This is a genomic window from Paenarthrobacter sp. YIM B13468, assembly GCF_042788025.1.
GTDB lineage: Bacteria > Actinomycetota > Actinomycetes > Actinomycetales > Micrococcaceae > Arthrobacter > Arthrobacter aromaticivorans.
This window is the reverse complement of sequence record NZ_JBHZPI010000005.1, coordinates 21,090-42,310: the sequence shown is the minus strand read 5'-3', so window position 1 is coordinate 42,310 and position 21,221 is coordinate 21,090. Positions and strand designations below refer to the sequence as shown.

At 59.0% G+C, this 21,221-nt stretch carries 15 protein-coding genes; 12 read left to right on the top strand and 3 right to left on the bottom strand.

Features of this window, described 5'->3' with window-relative positions; all coding sequences use genetic code 11:
* The first annotated feature begins 184 nt into the window (after positions 1-184).
* The 7 genes from ACFX4T_RS06550 to ACFX4T_RS06520 all read left to right on the top strand — a co-directional run bounded on the left by ACFX4T_RS06550 (position 185) and on the right by ACFX4T_RS06520 (position 10,649).
* Complete coding sequence (locus tag ACFX4T_RS06550; protein WP_377651182.1) at positions 185-1,474, top strand: ISL3 family transposase; 1,290 nt, start codon at positions 185-187, stop codon at positions 1,472-1,474.
* Between the two features lie 112 nt (positions 1,475-1,586).
* Positions 1,587-2,126: a DUF6932 family protein gene (locus ACFX4T_RS06545; RefSeq protein ID WP_377651181.1), complete on the top strand. Its 540-nt coding sequence runs from the start codon at positions 1,587-1,589 to the stop codon at positions 2,124-2,126.
* Entirely contained in the window at positions 2,113-3,126 is a 1,014-nt protein-coding gene (locus ACFX4T_RS06540; RefSeq protein WP_377651180.1) for a hypothetical protein, read from the top strand. Before ACFX4T_RS06545 ends, ACFX4T_RS06540 begins: the two co-directional genes overlap by 14 nt.
* Positions 3,127-3,515: 389 nt before the next feature.
* Positions 3,516-4,469: a hypothetical protein gene (locus tag ACFX4T_RS06535; RefSeq protein ID WP_377651179.1), complete on the top strand. Its 954-nt coding sequence runs from the start codon at positions 3,516-3,518 to the stop codon at positions 4,467-4,469.
* A gap of 70 nt (positions 4,470-4,539) precedes the next feature.
* Positions 4,540-5,511, top strand: coding sequence for a hypothetical protein (locus ACFX4T_RS06530; protein ID WP_377651178.1), 972 nt, complete (start codon positions 4,540-4,542; stop codon positions 5,509-5,511).
* Positions 5,512-7,542: 2,031 nt separating this feature from the next.
* Positions 7,543-7,767 (top strand): hypothetical protein, encoded by a 225-nt coding sequence (locus ACFX4T_RS06525; RefSeq protein WP_223948813.1) that lies wholly within the window; start codon positions 7,543-7,545, stop codon positions 7,765-7,767.
* A 710-nt stretch (positions 7,768-8,477) separates the two neighbouring features.
* Positions 8,478-10,649, top strand: a complete 2,172-nt coding sequence (locus ACFX4T_RS06520) for a glycogen debranching N-terminal domain-containing protein (RefSeq protein ID WP_223948814.1) — start codon at positions 8,478-8,480, stop codon at positions 10,647-10,649.
* A gap of 43 nt (positions 10,650-10,692) precedes the next feature.
* Here ACFX4T_RS06520 and pmfR read toward each other — a convergent pair whose 3' ends face one another.
* Positions 10,693-12,129 (bottom strand): transcciptional activator PmfR, encoded by a 1,437-nt coding sequence (gene pmfR / locus ACFX4T_RS06515; protein ID WP_223948815.1) that lies wholly within the window; start codon positions 12,127-12,129, stop codon positions 10,693-10,695.
* Between the two features lie 226 nt (positions 12,130-12,355).
* On the opposite strand from pmfR, the gene ACFX4T_RS06510 reads away from it, so the two are divergent.
* The 5 genes from ACFX4T_RS06510 (at position 12,356) to ACFX4T_RS06490 (ending at position 17,433) form a co-directional block, all read left to right on the top strand.
* Positions 12,356-13,627, top strand: a complete 1,272-nt coding sequence (locus tag ACFX4T_RS06510; protein ID WP_377651177.1) for a flavin monoamine oxidase family protein — start codon at positions 12,356-12,358, stop codon at positions 13,625-13,627.
* Entirely contained in the window at positions 13,624-13,974 is a 351-nt protein-coding gene (locus ACFX4T_RS06505; protein ID WP_377651176.1) for a cupin domain-containing protein, read from the top strand. Before ACFX4T_RS06510 ends, ACFX4T_RS06505 begins: the two co-directional genes overlap by 4 nt.
* Before the next feature lie 62 nt (positions 13,975-14,036).
* Positions 14,037-15,605 carry an aldehyde dehydrogenase gene (locus tag ACFX4T_RS06500; protein WP_223948817.1) on the top strand — a complete coding sequence of 523 codons (1,569 nt, stop codon included), beginning with the start codon at positions 14,037-14,039 and terminating at the stop codon, positions 15,603-15,605.
* Between the two features lie 224 nt (positions 15,606-15,829).
* On the top strand, positions 15,830-17,230 hold the full coding sequence (locus ACFX4T_RS06495; protein ID WP_223948818.1) for an NAD-dependent succinate-semialdehyde dehydrogenase: 1,401 nt from the start codon (positions 15,830-15,832) through the stop codon (positions 17,228-17,230).
* Positions 17,218-17,433, top strand: a complete 216-nt coding sequence (locus tag ACFX4T_RS06490) for a hypothetical protein (protein WP_223948819.1) — start codon at positions 17,218-17,220, stop codon at positions 17,431-17,433. The genes ACFX4T_RS06495 and ACFX4T_RS06490 overlap by 13 nt, the downstream gene beginning before the upstream one ends.
* Before the next feature lie 236 nt (positions 17,434-17,669).
* Here the strand turns inward: ACFX4T_RS06490 and ACFX4T_RS06485 are convergent, their stop codons facing one another.
* Both ACFX4T_RS06485 and ACFX4T_RS06480 read right to left on the bottom strand, forming a co-directional pair.
* Positions 17,670-18,590 carry a bifunctional methylenetetrahydrofolate dehydrogenase/methenyltetrahydrofolate cyclohydrolase gene (locus tag ACFX4T_RS06485; RefSeq protein WP_223949271.1) on the bottom strand — a complete coding sequence of 307 codons (921 nt, stop codon included), beginning with the start codon at positions 18,588-18,590 and terminating at the stop codon, positions 17,670-17,672.
* Between the two features lie 113 nt (positions 18,591-18,703).
* On the bottom strand, positions 18,704-21,178 hold the full coding sequence (locus tag ACFX4T_RS06480) for an FAD-dependent oxidoreductase (RefSeq protein WP_223948820.1): 2,475 nt from the start codon (positions 21,176-21,178) through the stop codon (positions 18,704-18,706).
* Positions 21,179-21,221 lie beyond the last annotated feature (43 nt).

Below are 21,221 nucleotides of genomic sequence, written 5' to 3'. Positions count from 1 at the left end.
CCGGGTAGAGCCCGTTAGCAAGTGCTGAGAGACGAGACGATTACCCAAGCTGGTTGGCTCTGAAACTTTGGAGGCTCTTCACGGTTGATGGTGAAACGGGTTCCGTGTCTTGAAAGCTGAAGGGCTCGTAGCCCTGCTGTGATGGATGTTCTCTACGCATTCATCAAGTCAGGAGCTACGAGCCTTGATCGAGCCTACTTCCCCGCGCCTCGATGCTGCCACCGTCATCTTCAACCTGCCCGACTACCGCGTCACCGGCACCGAGGTCCTTGCCTTCGGGCAGCGGCGGATCCACGTGGTGGCCACCGCCGAAGCCGGCTGCCCGTCCTGCGGCGTAATCAGCGGCCGTGTTCATTCCCGCCGGTCACAACGCTTGCGTGACCTCCCTATCGCTGGGCCGGTCGAAGTGGTCTGGGCCAAGCGGCGGTTCTTCTGCGATGAGTACTTGTGCCCGCGCCAGACATTCACTGAGGAGACCGCTCAGGTCCCGCGCCGGGCGCGCTCGACCCGTCGGCTCCGCGACGCCCTCGTGGCCGCCGTGATCGGATCCGGCAGGGCGGCCGCCGAGGCTGCCTCCTCTTTCGGTGTCTCCTGGTGGCTCGTGCAGCGGGCCCTGGACTCCGCAGCGCTGACGCTGCCCGATGTTGATGCCCTGGCACCGCGGATGCTGGGTATTGATGAACACCGCTACCGGTCGGTGCGGTTCTTCCGCGACCCGGCCACCAGGGCCTGGAAACGCTACGAGCCCTGGATGACAACGATTGTCGATCTGGACACCGGACAAGTCCTTGGCATTGTGGACGGCCGCGACAGCGACGGCGTCGGGGACTGGCTCTTCGCCCGCCCTCTGGAATGGCGTCTGGGCGTGCAGGTCGTTGCCATCGATCCGTCAGCGGCGTTCCGGAAAGCCTTGCGGATGTGGCTGCCGCGCACCGCTGTTTCAGTCGACGCGTTCCACCTGGTCAAGCTCGGCAATGACATGCTCACCGAAGTCCGGCAGCGTCTCACCCAGCAGGTCCACGGCCGGCGAGGCCGATCCATCGACCCGGTCTGGGCCAACCGGAGGCTGCTCCTGCGCGCCGGCGACACGCTCTCGGACCGCGCCCGGGACAGACTCAAAATGGTGTTCGCCACCGACGATGCCACCGGAAAGCTGCAGGCCGCCTGGCAGGTCAAAGAGCAGCTCCGGACGCTGCTGGGCACCGGGTCCCTCGCCGACGCAGCGGATGCAAAAGACCGCCTGCAAGCACTGGTAGAAAAGGCTGCTCAGCCGGAAACAAACCGGCTCTGGCGCACGATCTGTCGGTGGTGGAAGGAGATCGAAGTCCTCATTGTCACCGGCGCGACAACAGCGAAAGTGGAAGCCAACAACACCGCGATCAAGCACATCAAAAGGACTGGCCGGGGATTCACCAACGTACGCAACTACAAAACGCGTATCCTGTTGCGCAGTGCCGCCAGAACAGCGGCATGAACATCCCTCATGGCAGAACATTCACCACGAACCGCGAAGAGCCACTTTGGACACGTGCCACACGCTTGGTTAGTCTATGCACAGAGTTCACATATGGGGGAGGTAGTCGAGGTTGATTCCCTCGTTTGTTGAAGGTGCAAAGGGGCACCAAGTACTTCCCGCTGGCGCCCACATCCTGACTTGGGCGGAGCTCGTGGATGCTTTTGCCCTAGGTAGGCCGGACGAAGAGTTGAGGCTGTCCCAGCTCGGAGACCTGCGTGACTACGTACGGTTGCTTACTGCGTATGGTCTGAGTGTGGCTAGTGTGATCATTGACGGTAGCTTCGCATCTGGCAAGACGGGCCCTGGGGACATAGATTGCTCTCCCATCATCGACGGCAGCGCCTCAGCACCGATAGCAGAAATCAGAAACAACATCACTGATAACTGGATCGCTCCCAAGGGCCGATACAAACGAACTCCTGTCCCAGGCTTGGGCAGAAATGTCGGTCTCGACATCTATGGTGTTGTAAGGATCCCAGTTGGGCATCCCAACTATGCCGTGGGTATCGAGAACGAGAAGCATTGGCGTAAGTGGTGGCAGTGCGAGGAAGGCTCCAAGGGCACTGTGACCAAAGGATACTTGGAGGTGTTAATCGATGACGCATTCTGACCCGGCTTTGAGCCGATTCCTGCGTGATGTCGAGGAAAACCTCGCTGATGCACGGCTCGTGCCAGGAGACTGGATGTCGGAGGCAACGCTTTCGAGTGTAGCCGCAATTCACGAACAAGTGCAGGACGCGTGGATCGCCCAGCGGAAGGGGCTGCGGACGAGATTTCACGCGGGAGCCGTCGTCGGTCATGCGGGTCCGGCCAATCATATTCTTAAGGCGGTGCTGTCGCTTAACGAACTTATCGTCCATACGGTGAATCGCTCGCTTGAGAGGCCCTACAAAGAGATAACGGATACCGTCCGGGAGCAGCTGGGTATGTGGGTCGTCCCAGCTACTCGTGGTTCGGTAGTACTCGAGCTGGTGTGTCCTCCGCCGGCAGCATCAACCGACGCCCACACGCACAATGCCGCGCCCGGTCAAACCACGTTCGCTGAACTAATCGATGTCTCCACTCCGGCCGACGCTGCAGTCGATACGGTGCTAGCTGTTCTTGACACGGTGGTTGCGACACGCGCTTCGGGGCCGGCGCCTCTCGAGGAGAAGCTGATCGAAATTGGGGCCGCGTCAACGACGCAGTTGAAAAAATTCGCTGAGCGATGCGTTGAGCTCGGCGTCGAAGTCGACGTCGATGATCGTCAGGGCAATCCCGTTGTTACGCTGACCGCGCAAGACAGCCGGTACCTACGCGACACCATTAGAGCTCTCGGCCTTGATCAAGTGACTATAACTCGCGAAGGCGAGTGGCGCACTGGCAGCTTTGAGCGAAACCTCTTCGATCTGAAACTTGAAGATGGCACGCTTATGTCAGGCACGTTGCCCAGGAGCCTTCGCGGACAGTCAGCAGCAGCGCTGGGACGGTTCGTCCAAGTCGAAGTAATCGAATACCATCGCGGAGGTACGGGAAGCTCGTCGATTCGAAGGGTTCTACAGAGCGTGCACGTTTTGGCATCGACTCCACCCCAAGGATGGGGTGAGACCGATAAAAACTCAGCTCAGTAATATGACAGCATTAGGCGTCGGAGGGCCGTAACAGCCTCGCGATGGTCCGTATTTCAGAAATGGATAATTCCATAGAGGTCCCAGAAGACTCGCCGCACCGGTGAGCTAGTCCGGGGGATGCTGGCAGTAGTTATCTCAGAACCGGTCGTGCGTATGCTCACGAGGGAGGCGCGTCACCGGACAGTGGTTGGGGCCTTCTCTAGGCACAGCGTCGGACCTGTCTGCTCGCCGAGCATTTGGCCAAGCCAGCAGTCCGCAATCGCTGCTGATTGCTTCGCTTGCAAACGCGACGGTCTTTCGCGCCTTCGGCTATCTTTATCGTTGGTTCTCATTGGGTTGGGGTGACGACCGGCGCGTCGGCACAAATGAATATTGGATATGATAACTCTATGCGCGGTCCAACAGCAGTCGTCTCCTCGTACATGCTCTTTCATAGTGACGTCCTCCTTGGCAACAACTTGGTGCCCGTACTGAAGCGTGCCGCCATTCTCTGTGACCGCATATTTCTCGACATCAGTGGTCTGGGTGAACCGGGAGGTGAGTACGAGAATTTATTCATTAACAAGTCTTTTGGTGGTAATGCTGAGCGGCACGACCTTGTCAAGGATAAGCAGTTCAAGAAGCTTTTGCTCCGGAAGGTAGACTTAAGTAAAGCCGAGCGTGCCGAGTTTCCACCGCCATCTGAGTACGGGCAAGATCCTATCTACTCACAGGCCCTAGAATTCGTCCGCGGTTTGGAGGACGACTTTTTTCAGCCCCTCGCTCGACCATGGCGTGGCGTTGACTATAAGGATCGTGGTTCGGTGGCGATGCAGATGTCCGAGGACTTGCTGTTTCCATCGCGTATGCGAACCCTTTTTCCGGAGGCTGTCGGGATTCTTTCACCTCTACATAAACAAATGCTAAACACCCTTCATCTGCCGTTCTTGGATGAAGCCGACCCGCTGGTTCAACTGGCAGCCATAGACGTGGTTGACTACGGAGCTTTGTCGTGGCGCGAAATTCTGGAGCTTCGTCGGAGTCCGTTCCTTTCAGAGTTTCGGAATAAGCTGGCTTTGGTCGAGGAGACCGAAGATGTGAATATGCAGCAACTGTTGTGGTCAGATCTTTGGGGTTTTGCTGCAGAAAACAAACCTTCGCCTGGCAAGACTATCCTTTCTGGGCTATTGGCAAACCTGCCCATCAGCCCTGTCAATCCTTTTTCTATAGGTGCGGCCCTAAGTGATACCGCAAAGGCTGACACTCAGAAACGCAAGTACGGTTGGCTCTACTTCGTAATGGAGGCCAACGCCAGTCTCGCCCCGAGAGAATACGAACCTGTGATCCAGATGGACGCTTCATAGTCCAGCACAGAGACCCTTCTTAGCGTGGTTTCGCGAAACCGGGGACAGTCGCCGCTGTAATGTCTACCTCGTGATGAACGAGGGCGCGGTCCATTCGAAGGCTGCTGATTGGTTGTTTCAAGCCGGCCGGGACACCGACGGCGACGTGCTGTTGGCCAGTCCGTTTCTGTCATACGAAATCTGCAAGAGACTGGCCCAAGCTGACATTCAGGCAGGTTCATCGCGTACGCTCTTTACCTGTCTAGATCCGAGTGCGGTAGCCAACGGGTACTTGAGCGTCGACGGTCTCTCGCAGCTCATTGAGTCAGGCTTCTCGGTCAGGCATGTGGACAGGTTGCATGCTAAGGCGTTCGTTCTTGGTTCCCGAGGATTCCTTGGATCAGCCAACCTGACTGGCGCTGGCTTGGGCAGCTCGGCTGCGGCCAACGTTGAACTTGGCGTCGAGTTGGGAGCTGCCCAGGCTGCCTCAGTACGGCAAATGATGGGCGAGTGGGCGTCTCGCACGGTGACACCTGCCGACTTGGACAACCTGATGCAGCGGGCCAGGAAACTGACGGTGGTGGACAGGCTGGCTGCGGAAGGTTTGGACAGTGAGTCGGTCCTTGCTTTGGTTGAGCAGCTCTTGGTGGATGCACGCGATAGTGACCGGACCTTGTGGCTGAAGTCCGAGTACGGTGAGCCGGCACTGGATCAATGGCGCAAGGCCTGGTTCTTTGGCAGTCCGGCCAAGGGGCGCCCCAGCATCAAGGAGGGTGACCTCGTGGTGATCTCGGCAAAGACCAGGGACTGCTACGCCGTTGTTGAGGTGACGTCGGAGCCGCTGCACATTCCGGATGACTACCGCGAAGAGAGGGGCGAGGAAGCCGATCGGTGGCCGTGGGTCAGCCGCACCAAGCCACGCTTCGTTCCGGACGAGCTGTTGGAGCTGAAGGCTCACGAGCTGGTCCGGAGTACAGGAGGCTTGCAAAATGGCCATATCAGGCTCAAGTTCGATCAGTTCACTTATGCGGTGCGTTCCTTGGCCAGGCTTGTAACAGACTGAAGTGTCTCCTCATCGGCTAATGCGTCGGCCCAGCACGTCGGGCGGCCTTAGGCGGCATTCTACGACTACTCGGTGACATCGAATGGCTCTGTGACTAGGGTCATAGCAAGAATACTGGTCGGTCATTGGCATGTCATTGGTGGAAGTCTGACACCATTCAGTTGTCGTAGAGCCTTCAACAACCAATTGGGTCCTGAGATCGACGCTCCGGGGCAGCAACTTGTTACTCGGATGCAGGGTCCTCATGGCTGTTGCTGGCATCTGGGTCACTGGCTGCCGCACAGTGACGAGGCCTGGTTTGTCCAAGCCGCAGCGTCATCAAAGCCAATGGCTGGCAGGTCTTCCGGGCGTCGTAGGCCGGTGGCCGCTACGACGCAGTGTCTTCCGATTGGCTGTGCGTCGTTGCGGAGAAGATGGCCGTTGGCGGATTTTTCAGCTTCAGCAGGGAGTTTGCGCCTTGGCAGCTCCGCCAATCTCCTTTGCTGACCCACAGTAGGCGATCCCGTCGCGATGATTGCTCTCGTCATGTCGCCCGTCGGTCGAATCTCTATGAACATGTGAAAGGAGGAAACTGGATGAAGGCTTCTTGGTCAGCTCTTATCGGTAGTTCCGGTAGCCGCGGTGTACTTGGCGTCGCTACCGTCGTACGTCGCGTTTCCGGGACCATGGGCAGCGACCCGGCGAGCACCGACAGGGGCAAAAATGAAGTGTGGACAATGTCCACACTTCCCGCCCCGAACTGGCCCGTACAGCCGCCGGACTGGGCCGAATTCGGCATGTTTCCGGGAGTTCCCAGCAATGACAAGGCCGGGAATCGCGTTCGAGTCCCACCTCGGGCACGGCATAACCCCTCGTCAGAGGGGTTTTTGCTTTTAAGTGTGTACAAAGCTTGACAAGTGCCTCTGCCTCATCGTCCCGGCTGGTGCCTGGCCGCCGGGTGCGGCCTGTTCGGTTTGGGTGTGGGAGCGGGCTCAGCGTCTTGGCTGGTGGGCGCTCCGCTTGCTGGGATCTGCGGTCAATTTGTGTCCTTTCCTGGGTGTTCCGGCGGCCCCTGTTGGCCGCTCAACACTTCATGGATTCTGGTTGTGGTGTCGACATGATTTGGAGGAGATTGCCTCGGGATTTGTTTGGTGTCTTGAGTGCGCGTCGGTGCCCGAGTCTGTCCGGTGGGCAGTTATGTCCTGCCAAACGGTGTGCACATTTTGTGCACACTTATATCGGTTTATAGTTTTCATGGTGTCCGCCCTGCCTTTGGGTACTTCGGGCTCACACCTTCATGGGCACGGACAAGCGCTCACGACATGAGCTGCGGCCGCTACTTCTGCTGCGCGGACTGGTCATGACTGCTGCGGGTCATTGGTCCTGCAGGCGTCGGCGACGCGCCTATGGCTTTCAGGGCCATAGTTTTGGGACGCATGTTTCGGATTCAGTCACGTGCGAGCGCATTCCCCCCCCGGGGGGTACAGACACGCAGTGCCGTCGAGGGCCAGAGGTGTGAAGCGAAAGGCAGCCCAGGTGGCAGGCGTGCTGCCACCTGCGGCGAGTACTGCTCGCAGCGCCACCTGTTGTCAGTATGCCGACGTAGTCAAAGAGATCGAAGGGCAGGGGACAGGGGTTTCTTTGAGAGTCGTTTTACAGTAGCGGATTGCAAGGGTTCAAAGCTCCCGGCTTTAGTAAGCTAGCGTGTTTTAATGTTGCTCCGCTATTAGGACACCGGGCATGGTTGCTACAACTGCCTTGTAGATGAGGACTATGAACAGGACGGTCTGCCAACAGCTTGGCAATCACCAGGTGACTCCGTGAACAGATCCCTAAACTCGAACTCAAACTATCAGCCGTCATCGGTTGCCATTCGGAAGCGAAGGTAGGACCTGACACCACTCTCACTAACACCATGATCGACGAATCGGATATGACTGCGCTCAACGAGGATACGAACCTTCGAAATCTCGCTCACTGCACGCAACGAACAAGTTGCAGCCGTGGCACGAGTCAACAGCCACCGGTTGACACAACTCGAGGGAGCCCGCCATGGCCAAGCCTGAGCACCATTTCATCCTCAGTGATGAAGACCTCATCAAAGTAAAAGATGCAGCCCGAGTTGTTGAGGAGCTTGAAGCAGCCCGCCCCGCGGAGATGGCCGAATTCTTCTACGCGGGCCATTACTGGGATCTGTGGGACTCCCTCCGCGACGTGCTGGAAATGCTTGACCTTGGAATTACGCCCGAACACGGCGACGGCTCGAACAAGCCATGACTGACTCCAGCTAGCGCCAATGCGAAATGGATCATCGTTTACCAGAGCACTTGTCCACGTCCCGAGCGCACAATGCTACGAGCCTGTCTCAAAAGCGGTAAACAGACTGTGGCACGTATGAACGAGTGCTGCTCGGCGGCACGATGTCGTATTGTCGAGCAGCTGAGCCAATTACCTCGGCTTTAGGTCCACAATTGGACCAGCAGGCGCCGGGGATGCCATAGGCTGACGTCTGAGGCTGATAGGCCGATAAGCACCTATTTGTCGCGCTGACCTCATAGCGTCAGGCTTGGATTCAAGAGCTTCTCCACCCGCTGTCCAGAAAGCCCCGCCTCCGGCCCTAATCTTGGCGAGCTTTCCGCCCCTGTCTGACGTCCGGTTGGAGTGTAGCCAGCTCCCATGTATTACGGGTTTAGCCGTGGGACTTTGCGGTCGTTCACCTCCCATGTGGGAACTTACCGCCACATCCACAGCATCTCGACCAGGACAACGAACCTCGTGCGGCGGCTGGCCCTCGCTGCGGGTCGGATGCCCACATGAATGCCATCTTGTCCTGGGGAAACTGCCAGCCTCAGTCGCACCTCATCGAGCTATGGTGCCGGGAGGAAGTCAGGCGTAGCGTCGATTTTAGCGACGAAGGACGAAGGCTTGAGCGGGACTCGAAGGTTCTCCGTTGGCACCCAACTGACCAGCCGTTGAAGGGACTGCACGTGGCTGGATGGAATGCCGATACATTGGCAGGTACGCCCGGATCCGGAGCCGTTACCTTGGTGGAGGGTTCGTCCTTCTGTATCTCTTCTCCGAATGGGGACATGGATCCGGCACTTCCGCACGGATTGTTTGTCCATGACACGCGGATCATCTCCTGCTGGAATCTCACGATTAACGGATTGGCTCTTGAGCCTCTGGCAGCGGGGGGAAAGGAACCCTATAGGGCCCAGTTTATTTGCCGTGTCCCTCGAACCGACGGCCATGCGGACAGCTCTCTGATTGTCGAACGACTGCGGGAGGTGAGTGAGGGAATGTTGGAGCAGATCACAGTGCGCAACTATTCGTCGGAGCCGTTCCATTGTGTCATTCGGTTTAGCGTAGAAGCGGATTTTGCTGATCTTTTCGAGGTTAAGGAGGCGCGGATTCAGCACCGCTGGGACAAAACCCACCAAGCGAACGAAAATTCACTTCAAATTCGGGCGGCTTGGGAAGAGGTCCGCAGGGGCGTTGACCTTAATACCGCCGGTGCTGTCGTCGAGCCTCGGAGTGTGACTTATCAGGCGGTCGTTTCACCGCGCGATTCCTGGACCACTGGACTGACCGTTGTCCCCGCAGTTGAGGGAAGGGAGTCAATACCGTTCAGAGGATCGGATGAAAAGGGCTTATCCCCCCAGGATCGCCGCCGACAGGAGTGGGTAGCCAAGATCCCGGCAATGCGTATGGGCAACAGTTCTGTTGAACGCACTTTACAGCGGAGCTATGACGATCTGGGCGCTCTGAGGATTGAAGATCCTGATCAACCGGAGCGGGTTGTTGTGGCGGCTGGCGCCCCTTGGTTCATGACGCTGTTTGGACGTGACTCGTTGTGGGCTTCTGAGATGGCGCTTCCTGTGGACCCCTCTCTCGCCCTTGGCACTTTGCAGACCCTTGCCGATCGCCAGGGCAAGGCTGTAGACCCGCTGACGGAGGAAGAACCTGGAAAGATTCTTCACGAAGTCAGGCTCGGTGTCTCAAGTGGATTGTCATTGGGTGGTAAATCCGTTTACTACGGCAGTGTGGACGCCACGCCCCTCTTCGTGAACACCATTGGGGCGCTTAGTCGTTGGGGCTTTGCCTCCGATACGGTAGCTGCCCTGCTGCCGCATGCGGATCGCGCGCTGTCCTGGATTCGCGATTACGGTGACAAAGACGGTGACGGCTTTGTTGAATATGAGCGCCTTAACGAGCGGGGACTGATCAATCAGGGCTGGAAGGACTCGTGGGACGGCATCAACTTCGCCGATGGGACTCTCGCGGAACCTCCCATAGCACTGTGCGAAGTCCAAGCCTACGTCTATATCGCATATCTTTCGCGTGCTTGGATGGCTTACGACGCCGGCGATGACTCTCTGGGGTCCGAGTTGGCGGAAAAGGCTGCGCGACTCAAGAAGCAGTTCAACGAACAGTTCTGGATGCCGGATCGCGGCTATTACGCGATTGCGCTGGATGCAAAGAAGCGGCAGGTTGACGCTTGCGCATCGAACATGGGCCACTGCCTGTGGATGGGGATCGTGGATAAGGATAAGGCGCCCCTCGTTGTCGACCGTCTGATGTCGCCAGAAATGTTCAGTGGCTGGGGGGTACGGACTTTGGCGAGTGACATGGGGGCCTTCAACCCGGCGAGTTACCACAATGGTTCCGTGTGGCCGCACGACAACGCGATCATAGCCACCGGCCTCGTGCGATATGGATTCGTGGCCGAGGCACAGCGTATAGCCGTAGCTCTGTTTGAGGCGGCTGAGTATTCGGATGGCCGTCTTCCGGAGCTGTTCTGCGGATTCGGTCGGGATGAATTTCCGCAGCCCATACCTTATCCCGCCGCTTGTTCGCCCCAGGCGTGGGCTGCCACGACGCCGATACACCTGGTCATGAGCCTGCTGCGCTACGACGCCCATGTTTCCCGAGGGGGCTTGTGGATGGACCCGGCTATTCCGGAGTCATTTGGCGATCTGCACATCATCAACGCACCGACGGGCAGAGGTCCCATCACTATTGACGTCATCGGTTCCCAGGCTACCGTTCAAGGCCTGCCTGAGGGTCTGACGTTTCGACAGGGCCATCGACCCTGGATGACGGAACTGGTCGAACAGGCCCGTCTTTTCGGGGAAGGTCAGCCACGAGGAGCAAGCTAGGGATTACGGGGCAGCTGGCTGGCGATCGCAGTAGCTGGGGCCTTTACCGGCGAAGCGCTGGTCGTTGTTGTGCAGCGCTTGGTGGGTAGGAAAGCCATGCTTGGTAGGCCAGCCAAAGGGCAGCGAAGTCTGCAGAGGTAGAGGTGTCCCGCCCCGTTGTCTCTTTTATTTTGGCAAGCCTGTAAGACAGTGTCTGTCGATGGATGCCCAGCTCAGCGGCAGTTTCGTTCCAGCGGCGGTCATTCTTCAGGAAGCTAAAGAGGGTCTCCCTTAGGGCCGTCGTTTTCGGGTCCAGGTCTGCAAGGCTTCCGAGTACCTGCCGGACAATACTGTCTGCTTCTTTCCTGGATCTTGCCAGAAGCGATACAGGTACGCCGGTGAAGTCGACCCAGTTGTCGTTCGTCCCGCCGGAGGACAGGACTTTGTGTGCTTCCTCGGCTGCGACTTTTGCATCTCGGATGTCCAGGTATGTCGAGGATGCTGCGGCGCGGATCCCGAGATCTTCGAGAAGTTTGCGTATATCCGGAAGGGCCGGTTCCGGCACCATTAGGAAATAGGAGTGCCGCCCTGTTCCCGCGAGTACAGGCAGGGCAGCAATCGAGACTGCCCTCGCTGTTTTCGGACCGTCTTCGGTCTTGATGGCTATTAGTTTGTATCCCTCCGCCATCGCATTCGGTTTGAGGACGTCGTCGATATTCTCAGGTATCCGTCCTTCCAGAATCGCCTCAAGCATGACCTTAGAGCGATCGGCCCTTTCCCGGATTGTGGTCAAAAGTTGACTTACGGCTACGTCAACGACCTGCAGGATGTGAATGAGCAGGAAGCTGCTGACCTCTTCCCCGGGGAATTCTGCAACTACTAACTTCACGCCACGCTCACCAGGAAGTGTATAAGAGCGTTGCCGTGCCGTTGATGTCAGCGTGGGCAATGGTGGTCCTTGTATGATCGTCAATCCGGTCTGGGTGTCAAGTACGGTGAGCCTGGACCTAAAGAGTGCCTGCAGGTCGTCCATCAGGCGTTCTGGGTCCGCATGGGCATAGGTCGAGAGCTGGTAGAGCTTGCTCAGCTTGAGGACCTGGAGTGTCTGGGTGGTGGCCGTGGCGGCTGCAACCGTGCGCCCTATCGCGGCAAACGGTGTTTCCTCGTTTGTCAGCAGGACCGGGAATCCTAATCTGTCGGCCTCGTCGAGGAGTTCTTGTGTCAACGGGGGCAGGCTGGGGTGGTCACCTAGTGCGACGCCTGCCAGCCCGGATTCATTGAGTCTTTGAATGAAGGTGCTCTGCTCCTTGGCACCATGCGGGACGCAGAGCCCGACGGTCATCAGCAATTCATGCGGACCGAGCCACCTTGCCGGGTCGTTAAGTTCGCAGCTATGCGCCCAGAGAACCTGGCGTTCCAAGCCGGCGGCTCCGGCCAGTACGCGGGTGCCCAAGCTTTGAGTGCTAACGAGATCGTTGACGGTCAACACTGACTGTTCCATGCAAAAACCTTACTGCAACACTAATAAGCATCAAATTTCTTACGTCTGTACCATACTTCTCTTGCGTTGCGGTTACTAGTGTGAGTCACACAATAAATAGAATCGTCAAAGGAGATGGCTCCGACATGTCACCAGATACTGCACCTTTCTCCATGCAGCGGACCGCAGTATGGCGAATCGGTGGCCAAGCGCGAACGGCTTTGGTCCACACGATGAACGTTGCATCATGAGCACCCTTCGTCAGGGTTCCCGCATCGCGGTTTTGGGAGCTGGACTTGCAGGCTTGGCAGCTGCTACGCAGCTAAGAGCCGATGGCTTCGATGTGACCGTTCTTGAGGCCAGGGACAGGTCCGGGGGGCGCGTCTGGTCAGAATCAATCACGGCCGGGCGCGAAGAACCCTGCGTTATCGAACGGGGCGCCGAGTTCGTATTGCATGGTTACACGACGATGCGGCGCCTGCTTGATTTGACCGGCTTGTCCCTGGTTGACACCGGCATGAGCTACTACGTTCGTGCTCTGGCGGACACCCCCGACATCAGCACGCAAGACGTGGTAGAAGCAGGCCGAGCAGCTGCCGCCATCGCCCGAACCTACCCCTCACCACCATCCGCAGAAAAGGTCCTGCAACGTTTGGACTGCGATGATCGGCTCGTGGATGCACTTCGCGCTCGTATCGAAATCTCCACCGCTGTCGCGGCAGATCACGTCAGCGCTGACACTCTTGAGCACATTGCATCCTTCGAGCCGCGTCCGAGTTGGAGGATCAGCGGCGGAAACCAGGAGCTTCCTAAAGCCTTGGCTGCCCGTCTCGGCGACTCGGTGCACTACCGGGAAACCATTCACGCGGTTACAGACCTCGGCGAAGAAGTCCTCGTGGAAACATCGGCAGGCAGCGCGACTTTCGACGCCGCCGTCGTAGCGCTCCCATTGTCCATCGTGCGGGACCAAGCGACTCTTGCCCTGTCGGTTCCGGAATGGAAGACCAGCGCACTGAACCGGGTACTGCAAGGGGATGCGGCCAAGCTTCACCTCCCGCTGCGATCCGTCCCGGCAACGAGCGCGGTGATGTCAACGAACGGCCGCTTCTGGACATGGACTGCGCAGGACAATACCGGTTCGGTCACTCCTGTGCTCAATTCCTTTATGGGCTCTCCCGGCGCTTTGGACCGGGCACAAGGCGACGGGGATTTCAACGCGTGGATAACCCATGCCCGGCACATTCGCCCGGAACTGGACTTCAGTGAGAGTGACGCCGTCGCCACGGTTTGGCGCAACGATCCTCTCGCCCGCGGCGCTTATGCAGCTTTCGCCCCAGGCGGAGGAAGAACTGATTCGGAAGAACTGGAACGCCCGGTAGGCAACCTCCTCTTCGCCGGCGAGTACGCTGATCCTGACTTCACCGGCCTGATGGAAGGCGCACTCCGCAGCGGCGAACGAGCGGCGGTCAGGATCAGGAATGCTGTCCAGGGTCTCAAAATTGAGGCGGCCAGCGCATGAACGCGGCCGTAGCAACTACAGACGATATCCAGTGGCCCGAGCAGGTGCCTATAAGCCCGGAGCGCGTCCTCTCCGGTGCCCCTTCGGCAAGCACTCTGGTCCTGTACGGCGACCCTGGCACGGAAGCCGGCCTTTGGAAGGTCACTCCTGGTGAATTCACCACCAAGCTGACTGGCTACAGAGAGTTCATTCACATCGTTGACGGCCAGGGTCAACCTATCGATGACCAAGGGCAGGAAACCAACCTGCGGGCGGGGACAATTGTGGCTCTCCCTGAAGGCTGGGCGGGCCGCTGGAGCGTGCAAACAGAGCTCGTCAAGTCCTACTCGATCGTCCGGGCACAGTAGAGCCGCCGGCAGCGCCCCAACCACTCTTTGCCTATACCAATGAACAATGTAAGGAACCACTCATGAATGCCAATCTCGAATTCGCTCGAGTTAGCAACACCTTCTTCCATAACGGAGAGTACATCCCCGTATCGCAGGGCCGCGATGTCGTGGACCCTTCCAACAATAGAGTCATTGGCCAAATGGCTGAGGTCGGCCACGACGACATTGAAGCCGTCGTTGCTACCGCCAACGCTGCGCAGAAGGCATGGTACGCCTATACGGCACTGGATCGTGCCGAGATGCTGCACAAAGTGGCAGCGGAGATGAAGAAGCTCGCACCCGAAATTGCTGAACTGCTGACCCGTGAAACGGGCAAGCCGTATAAGGAAAGCTCTGACGAAATGGCTTGGTCGGGTTCTGCAGTGGACTATTACGCAGAACTCGGTCGGCACTCGATTGGTTCGGTTCTGGGCACCTCTGTTGTCGGCCAGACCCACTACACCTTGAAGGAGCCCATGGGCACGGTGGTGAGCATCCTTCCTGCGAACTTCCCCATTCTGTTGCTGATGTGGTCCGCGGCAGCTGCCTTGGCAGCGGGCAACTCTGTGATCGTCAAACCCTCGGAAAACGCCTCCCTGACGACTCTTTCCTTCATGCGGGTCTTCCGGAACCTGCCTACTGGGTTGGTCCAGTGTGTCTCCGGTGGTGCCGACACGGCGAAGCAGCTAGTCTCCCACAAGAACACCCACATGATTGCCTTCACCGGAAGTGTAGCGACCGGCCAGGCTGTTTCACGGGCCTGTGCTGAGCACTTCAAGCCGCATCTGATTGAAGCTTCGGGCAGTGATGCTTTCCTGGTTATGCCGTCTGCCCCTATTGACGTGGCAGCCCGCGCGGCTACCTTTGCGTCCTTCTTCAACGCCGGCCAGGTGTGCACCTCTGCCGAGAAGATCCTTGTCCATGAGGACGTTTACGACCAGTTCATGGAAACGTTTGTCGCTAACGTGAAGCGGTTGCGGATCGGCCACGGCCTCGACAAGGTCGATTTCGGCCCGATGGAAAACGCACGTGAGGTTGCCCGCGTAGAGCAGCTGGTCGCCCGGGCCGTTGAGCAAGGCGCCGCCGTCACCATCGGCGGAAACAGGTTGAACCTCGGCGGGGAGCTGCAGGACGGGTTCTTCTACGCGCCCACAGTGCTGGAGGGCCTGCGCCCGGACATGGACATCTTCACCACCGAGGTGTTCGGACCCGTTGCTCCGGTCTATAAGGTCTCAAGCTTCGAAGAGGCCTTGAAGATCGCCAACGACTCGCCTTTCGGTCTCGGCGCTACCTTATACTCCAAGGACATCGAAGAGATCACCCGAGCCACCAACGAAATCGTTAGCGGCATGGTGTGGGTCAACGCGCCGATCCTCGACAACGATGCAGGACCCTTCGGTGGCCGCAAAATGTCCGGCATTGGCCGCCAGCTGGGCGCCGAAGGGCTCGACACCTTCCGTCACACAAAACTCGTCATGATCGATCCGGCAGCTTCCAGCCACGACTTCTGGTGGTTCCCCTATAAGGACAAGGAAGCCTGGCATGGTGCACAGGGCAGCGAAGAAGCTGCCGTCCAGAACTCCCACAGCTACGTAGCCGCTGGAGCCTGACCCCGCAACAAGTGAGGTCATCGGACGACAACAAGTTTTCAAACTTGTTGACAGGACTGGATGGATGACCTTCCAGGTGCAACGGTGCTGGTGAATCCAGAACCTCCTGCCGCCGTGTCTTGACTGGAATTCCTATTCAGAACACGGCGGCAGTACTTTCCCCACGGCTGCCCGGACTGGTTCAACACCGGGACGTTTATCCCCTTTCCCAAAGGAAGAATCCCATGATCTCCACGATCAACCCGGCTACGGGCAAACAACTTCAAACGTTCGATACGCACTCATACTTCCAGATCGACGGGATCCTTACTGCCGCCTTTGACGCGCAGAAGGCCTGGCGGCTGGTGCCCGTTGAGGATCGCGTACAGATCCTCCGGAACACAGCCAAGATCCTGCGTGAAAACGTCAACGAATACGCGCACCTGATCACGCTGGAGATGGGCAAGCCTATTTCCGAGGCTCGGGCCGAGATTGAAAAGTCCGCCGTCGCCGCGGACTTCTACGCCCAAAACGCCGTCAGCTTCTTGGATTTCGAAAGCATAGACGCCGACGTCAAGGAAAGCGGTGTGGTCTACGAGCCGCTGGGCGTCGTGCTGGCCATCATGCCATGGAACTATCCTTTCTGGCAGTTCTTCCGCTTCGCGCTCCCGGCGCTAGTGGCCGGGAACGGCGCGATCCTCAAGCATGCGAACAACGTGCCCCGTTCAGCGTTGGCCGTACAGGACATTCTCGACAAGGCGGGTTTGGCCCCTGGTCTTTGTGCCACGGTCCTGATCGAACCAGAGAAGGTCGCTGCTATTATCGCTGACGACAGGATCGCCGCGGTCGCGCTCACCGGTTCCACTCAAGTCGGCGCCATCGTCGCTTCCCAGGCCGGAGCGGCCCTCAAGAAACAGGTCCTGGAGCTCGGTGGGTCCGATCCGTTCATCGTTTTATCCGATGCGGATATCAAGGACGCCGCACGGACCGCTGTTAGGGCCCGCTTCACCAACGCGGGACAGGCATGCATCAACGCCAAACGCTTCATCGTCGATGAAGAGATCGCCGACGAGTTCGTTGCCGAGTTCGTGATCCAGACTCGGGAACTTATCCTTGGCGATCCGTTGGACCCTGCCACCGACATGGGACCCATGGCCCGAGAAAACCTGCGCGCCACACTTCACGATCAGGTCCAGCGCACCATGGAGGCAGGAGGACGGCTTCTGCTGGGTGGAGAACTGCCTGAGGGCCCCGGGTATTTTTACCCGCCAACGATCATCGACCGGGTCATTCCGGGGCACGCCGCCTTTGACGAAGAGACCTTTGGCCCGGTAGCTGCTATCACCCGCGTCTCGTCCACCGAAGAAGCAATCGCCCTGGCCAACCAGACCGAGTTCGGACTGGCCGCTTCCTTGTGGACCCGAGACACGGACAGAGCAAAGGCAGTCGTGCGCCGACTGGATGCCGGAGCGGTTTTCGTCAACGGAATGGTGGTCTCTGACCCGCGTCTTCCTTTTGGTGGCATCAAGAAATCGGGGTATGGACGCGAACTCGGCCGCCAAGGCATCCGCGAATTCACCAACATGAAGACCGTCTGGATCGGCCCTGACACGACCGGGACGAAGGGGAAGAAATGGGCACAGTGAACCGCCCGTTGGTCAACGAGATCTCCGACTGGACGGACCTCAGCCCGGGTCAACCGGTTCAAGTGGATAACGGTGATGGCCAAGTCTCCCGTGCACTCGTGGATACGCTTTTTGAGGAGGGAAGCATTATCTGGCTCCGCAACGAACCGGGGTCGCGGTCGCTGCACCTGCGAGACGATCCCTTGACCCTCTACGCAATCTGATTGTCCGAACCTGCAGCGCCGGCCTTGGAACGGCCGGCGCTGCAGCGGTTTAAACGCCTCTTCACAGCAGCAGGCTCGGGCAGAGACGAGAGATGCCCCGCTCCCTAAGGGGCGGGGCATCTGTTGCGACGACCTCAATTTTCTTGAGCCGTCGCTGTTCGTCGTGGGCTTGCGCAGGGTTCATGTGGGTGAGCTTTGTTGCGAGCTTCGCCTGCCGACGACGAATCCCTTCTGGTTTACTGTCCGTTCCGAGTTGTTCGTGCGGCTATGTCCACGACATTGACGAGGAGCATGGCCCGGGTCATGGGACCAACACCACCGGGATTCGGTGAGTACCAGCTGGCGACCGCTTCGGCGCCCGTCTCGACATCACCTTGCAGCCTGGACTTACCGGTGGCCCCGTCAACGCTCCGAGACACTCCCACGTCCAGAACAATCGCTCCTGGCTTGAGCTGGGGGGTCTTGACGATAGCGGGCACGCCCGCTGCGGCAATGACAACATCCGCGCGGGCGATCAGTCTGCCCAAGTCAGTTGAGCCCGTATGTGCCAAGGTCACAGTGGCGTTGATGGCACGACGTGTCAGCAACAGGCCCAAGGGCCGTCCGACAGTTACGCCGCGCCCGATCACGAGCACTTCCATCCCGGTCAGGGCAATGTTGTACCGTTCGAGCAGCTCGACAATGGCGCTCGGTGTGCAGGGGAGGGGTGAATCGATGGTTTCTCCGACGTTCAGTACGAGTCGGCCCAGGTTGGTTGGGTGCAGCCCGTCGGCGTCTTTGTTGGGGGCGATCTTTTCCAGGACGGCGTTCTGGTCGATGTGTGCCGGCAAGGGAAGCTGGACGATATACCCGGTGGTGGCAGGGTCCTCATTGAGCTCTAACAGGACTGCTTCGAGGTCTTCTTGTGAAATGTCGGCAGGAAGATCCCGGCGGATGGATTCGATCCCGACCTCAGCGCAATCGCGATGCTTTCCGGCTACGTAGGAGTGGCTTGCCGGGTCGTCTCCGACCAGAACGGTGCCTAGCCCGACAGCGATGCCGGCGTCTTTGAGCGCAGCGACGCATCCGGCCAGTTCTGCCTTGATGCTTGCTGCGGTTGCTTTGCCGTCGAGAAGGCGGCCCGTGCCGCGCGGGGCAACGGATGTTTCACGTTCCATCAGATTCTCTGACAATGGTCAGTCCTTTCGTGTGGCTCATAGGGCTCCGCTGTCCGGGCCCTTGAAGGGGGAGTCCGCAGCTCCCTGAGGGGAACTGCGGACTGCCTCGGGTGTCAGCCGCGCAGACGTTCACCCTTGGGGTCATAGAACGGACGGCGCGAGACGGTGGCCGGGTACAGTCGGCCTTTGCATTGGACTTCGAATGAACCGGTAAGGTCCGTTTCGGGGTCGATTGCTGCAATGCCTACCGCACGGCCAAGTGTGTGGCCGTAGCTTCCGCTGGTCATCCGGCCGACGGGGATGTTGTTGCAATAGACGGTTTCGTCGTGAACAAAGACCGGTTCGGGATCGTCGATGGCAAGATACACGGTGCGATGCTCGGGTGTGGCGGGGTCGAGTTTCAGCAGCGCCTCTTTGCCAACGAAGCCGCCGGGTTTATCCAGGGCAACGGTGAAGCGAAGACCGGCCGAGTAGGGATCGTCAATGGGGCCGATGTCGTGTCCAAGGTGCCTGAATCCCTTTTCGCTTCGGAGCGAATCGAGGGCGTGGTATCCGGCCAGACGGATGCCCAAGTCCTGGCCGGCGTCCCAGAGGGCATCGAAAATGTTCACTGCAAGATCAGCACTGGGGTACAGCTCGTAGCCGAGTTCACCTACGAAGCTGACCCGCAGGCTGTAGGCGTAGCCGTCGGCAATTTCAACGGTCCGGCCATGGGTGTATCCTTGGGCGTCGTCGGACCAGTCCTCCGGTGAAATCCGGGAAAGCAGTTCCCGGCTTTTCGGTCCCATGACTCCGATCGTGGCCAGGCCTGCTGTGCAGTCGAACACCGAGGCGGCCCGGCCCTTGGCCAGTCGCTTCAGATAGGCAAGGGTCTTTTGCTGTGTAAAGGAGGGAGTGACAACGAGAAAGCGTTCCTCTTCGAGGCGCGTGATGGTGCCGTCGAGCTCGATTCCTGCAGCGTCGTTGAGGAACAGGGTGTAGACCGCCTTGTTCACCTCAACGTCGACGTCGGCGGTAGAGGCTTGCTGGCATACAGCCAGCGCGTCAGGCCCGGCCACCTCGAATTTTGCGAAGGGGCTCAGGTCAAAGAGCACGACTCCTTCGCGGGCGGCTTTGTGTTCCTCCGCGACGCGGGAGAACCAGCCAGGGCGGCCGTAGCTATAGTCGTAGGCTGGATACGTGCCGGGGTCTCCGTACCAGTTGGCGCGTTCCCCACCGTTGACCTCGCCAAAGCATGCTCCGAGTTCGGCCAGCCTGGAGTGCAGGGGAGTGCGGCGTACGTTCCTAGCTGTGTCCATTTGAAGGTTTGGCCAGTGCATGGCATAGAGCCGACCAAGCCCTTCCTTGGTGCGGGCTTTGAGGTACCTACGGCTATTCTGGTGCCGGGAAAACCGCTGCACGTCTACGCTGGATGAATCGAAACGGGGCGTCCCTGAGATAATCCACTCTGCGAGTTCCTTGCCTACGCCGGGGGCATAAATGATGCCTTGGGAATTGAAACCGGCTGCGACATACAGATTCGATACCTCAGCGGTCTCTCCGAGGGCGAAATTTGCATCGGGGGTGAAACTCTCGGGAGCGTTGAGAAAGCGGTCATAGCCAGCTGTCGCCAGGGCGGGCACCGTGGTTTCAGCCCTCGCCCGGATGGGAGCGAAGTGGTTCCAGTTGGCGTCGAATTCGGCAAAGCCTGCTGTGGAGATATCCTCGACCGGGCGGGGTAGCCCGTCGGGTTCAAAAGCACCTACCAGCAGCCGGCCTTGTTCATGGCGCAAATAGTAGCTGCTGTCCAGGTCCCGGAATACCGGCAGCTGCGGCGCTGCTCCATCGATCTGCCCGGTCCTGACGTGTACATGCTCGGCTGCGTACAGCGGCACGTGAACGCCAGCTGTTGCGGCCAAATCCCGGGTCCACAAGCCACAGGCGAGGACCACACGATCACAGTGGACGGCGCCCTGGTCAGTGAGGACGCCAACAATCTTGTTGTTCTCACGCAGGATCTTCTCGACCGTGACACTCTCACGGATCTGGGCGCCCAACTGATGGGCAAGCTTGGCGAAGGCTATGGTGGCGTAGCCCGGGTTGATGTGTCCGTCATCCGGCAGCAGAAGCGCACCCAGGACGCCTGCGTGGCTGGCCAACGGCCACACCTCATGGAAACGGTCTTCTGTGAGCCACTCCGTGCGGACGCCTTGCTGTTCAGCTACGTCCTTGGCGTAGAGGAGTTCATCGACGCGGCCGGGCGTGCGGGCGACGCTGAGGGAACCGGACCGTTGGAAGGACACGTCAATCCCGGACATCTGCTCCAACTGGGTGTAAAACTCCAAGCCGTACTTTGAGAGCTTGGTCATTGTGGATGATCCTCGGGCGCCGGTTACGAGGCCTGCCGCGTGCCAGGAGGTGCCGCTGCCGAGAACATTGCCTTCAAGTAAGAGAATGTCGCTCTCGCCCGCAGCAGCCAGGTGGTAGGCGATGCTGCTTCCTACAATCCCACCTCCCACGATGACGGTCCGGACCCGGGGCGGAAGCGGATCGCGGGAGGTCTCGGTGAAGGCTTTGGCGCTGATGGAGCGGTCGACGAGGCGGTCCATAGGAATTCTCACTTCTGTTTGCTCGGTGCACCGCGAGGGGCGC

Coding starts and splice junctions, on each gene's coding strand:
- ACFX4T_RS06500 (WP_223948817.1), top strand. CDS start 14,037: ATGAATGCCAATCTCGAATTCGCTCGAGTTAGCAACACCTTCTTCCAT.
- ACFX4T_RS06525 (WP_223948813.1), top strand. CDS start 7,543: ATGGCCAAGCCTGAGCACCATTTCATCCTCAGTGATGAAGACCTCATC.
- ACFX4T_RS06490 (WP_223948819.1), top strand. CDS start 17,218: ATGGGCACAGTGAACCGCCCGTTGGTCAACGAGATCTCCGACTGGACG.
- ACFX4T_RS06495 (WP_223948818.1), top strand. CDS start 15,830: ATGATCTCCACGATCAACCCGGCTACGGGCAAACAACTTCAAACGTTC.
- ACFX4T_RS06505 (WP_377651176.1), top strand. CDS start 13,624: ATGAACGCGGCCGTAGCAACTACAGACGATATCCAGTGGCCCGAGCAG.
- ACFX4T_RS06510 (WP_377651177.1), top strand. CDS start 12,356: ATGAGCACCCTTCGTCAGGGTTCCCGCATCGCGGTTTTGGGAGCTGGA.
- pmfR (WP_223948815.1), bottom strand. CDS start 12,129: ATGGAACAGTCAGTGTTGACCGTCAACGATCTCGTTAGCACTCAAAGC.
- ACFX4T_RS06535 (WP_377651179.1), top strand. CDS start 3,516: ATGCGCGGTCCAACAGCAGTCGTCTCCTCGTACATGCTCTTTCATAGT.
- ACFX4T_RS06480 (WP_223948820.1), bottom strand. CDS start 21,178: ATGGACCGCCTCGTCGACCGCTCCATCAGCGCCAAAGCCTTCACCGAG.
- ACFX4T_RS06540 (WP_377651180.1), top strand. CDS start 2,113: ATGACGCATTCTGACCCGGCTTTGAGCCGATTCCTGCGTGATGTCGAG.
- ACFX4T_RS06485 (WP_223949271.1), bottom strand. CDS start 18,590: ATGGAACGTGAAACATCCGTTGCCCCGCGCGGCACGGGCCGCCTTCTC.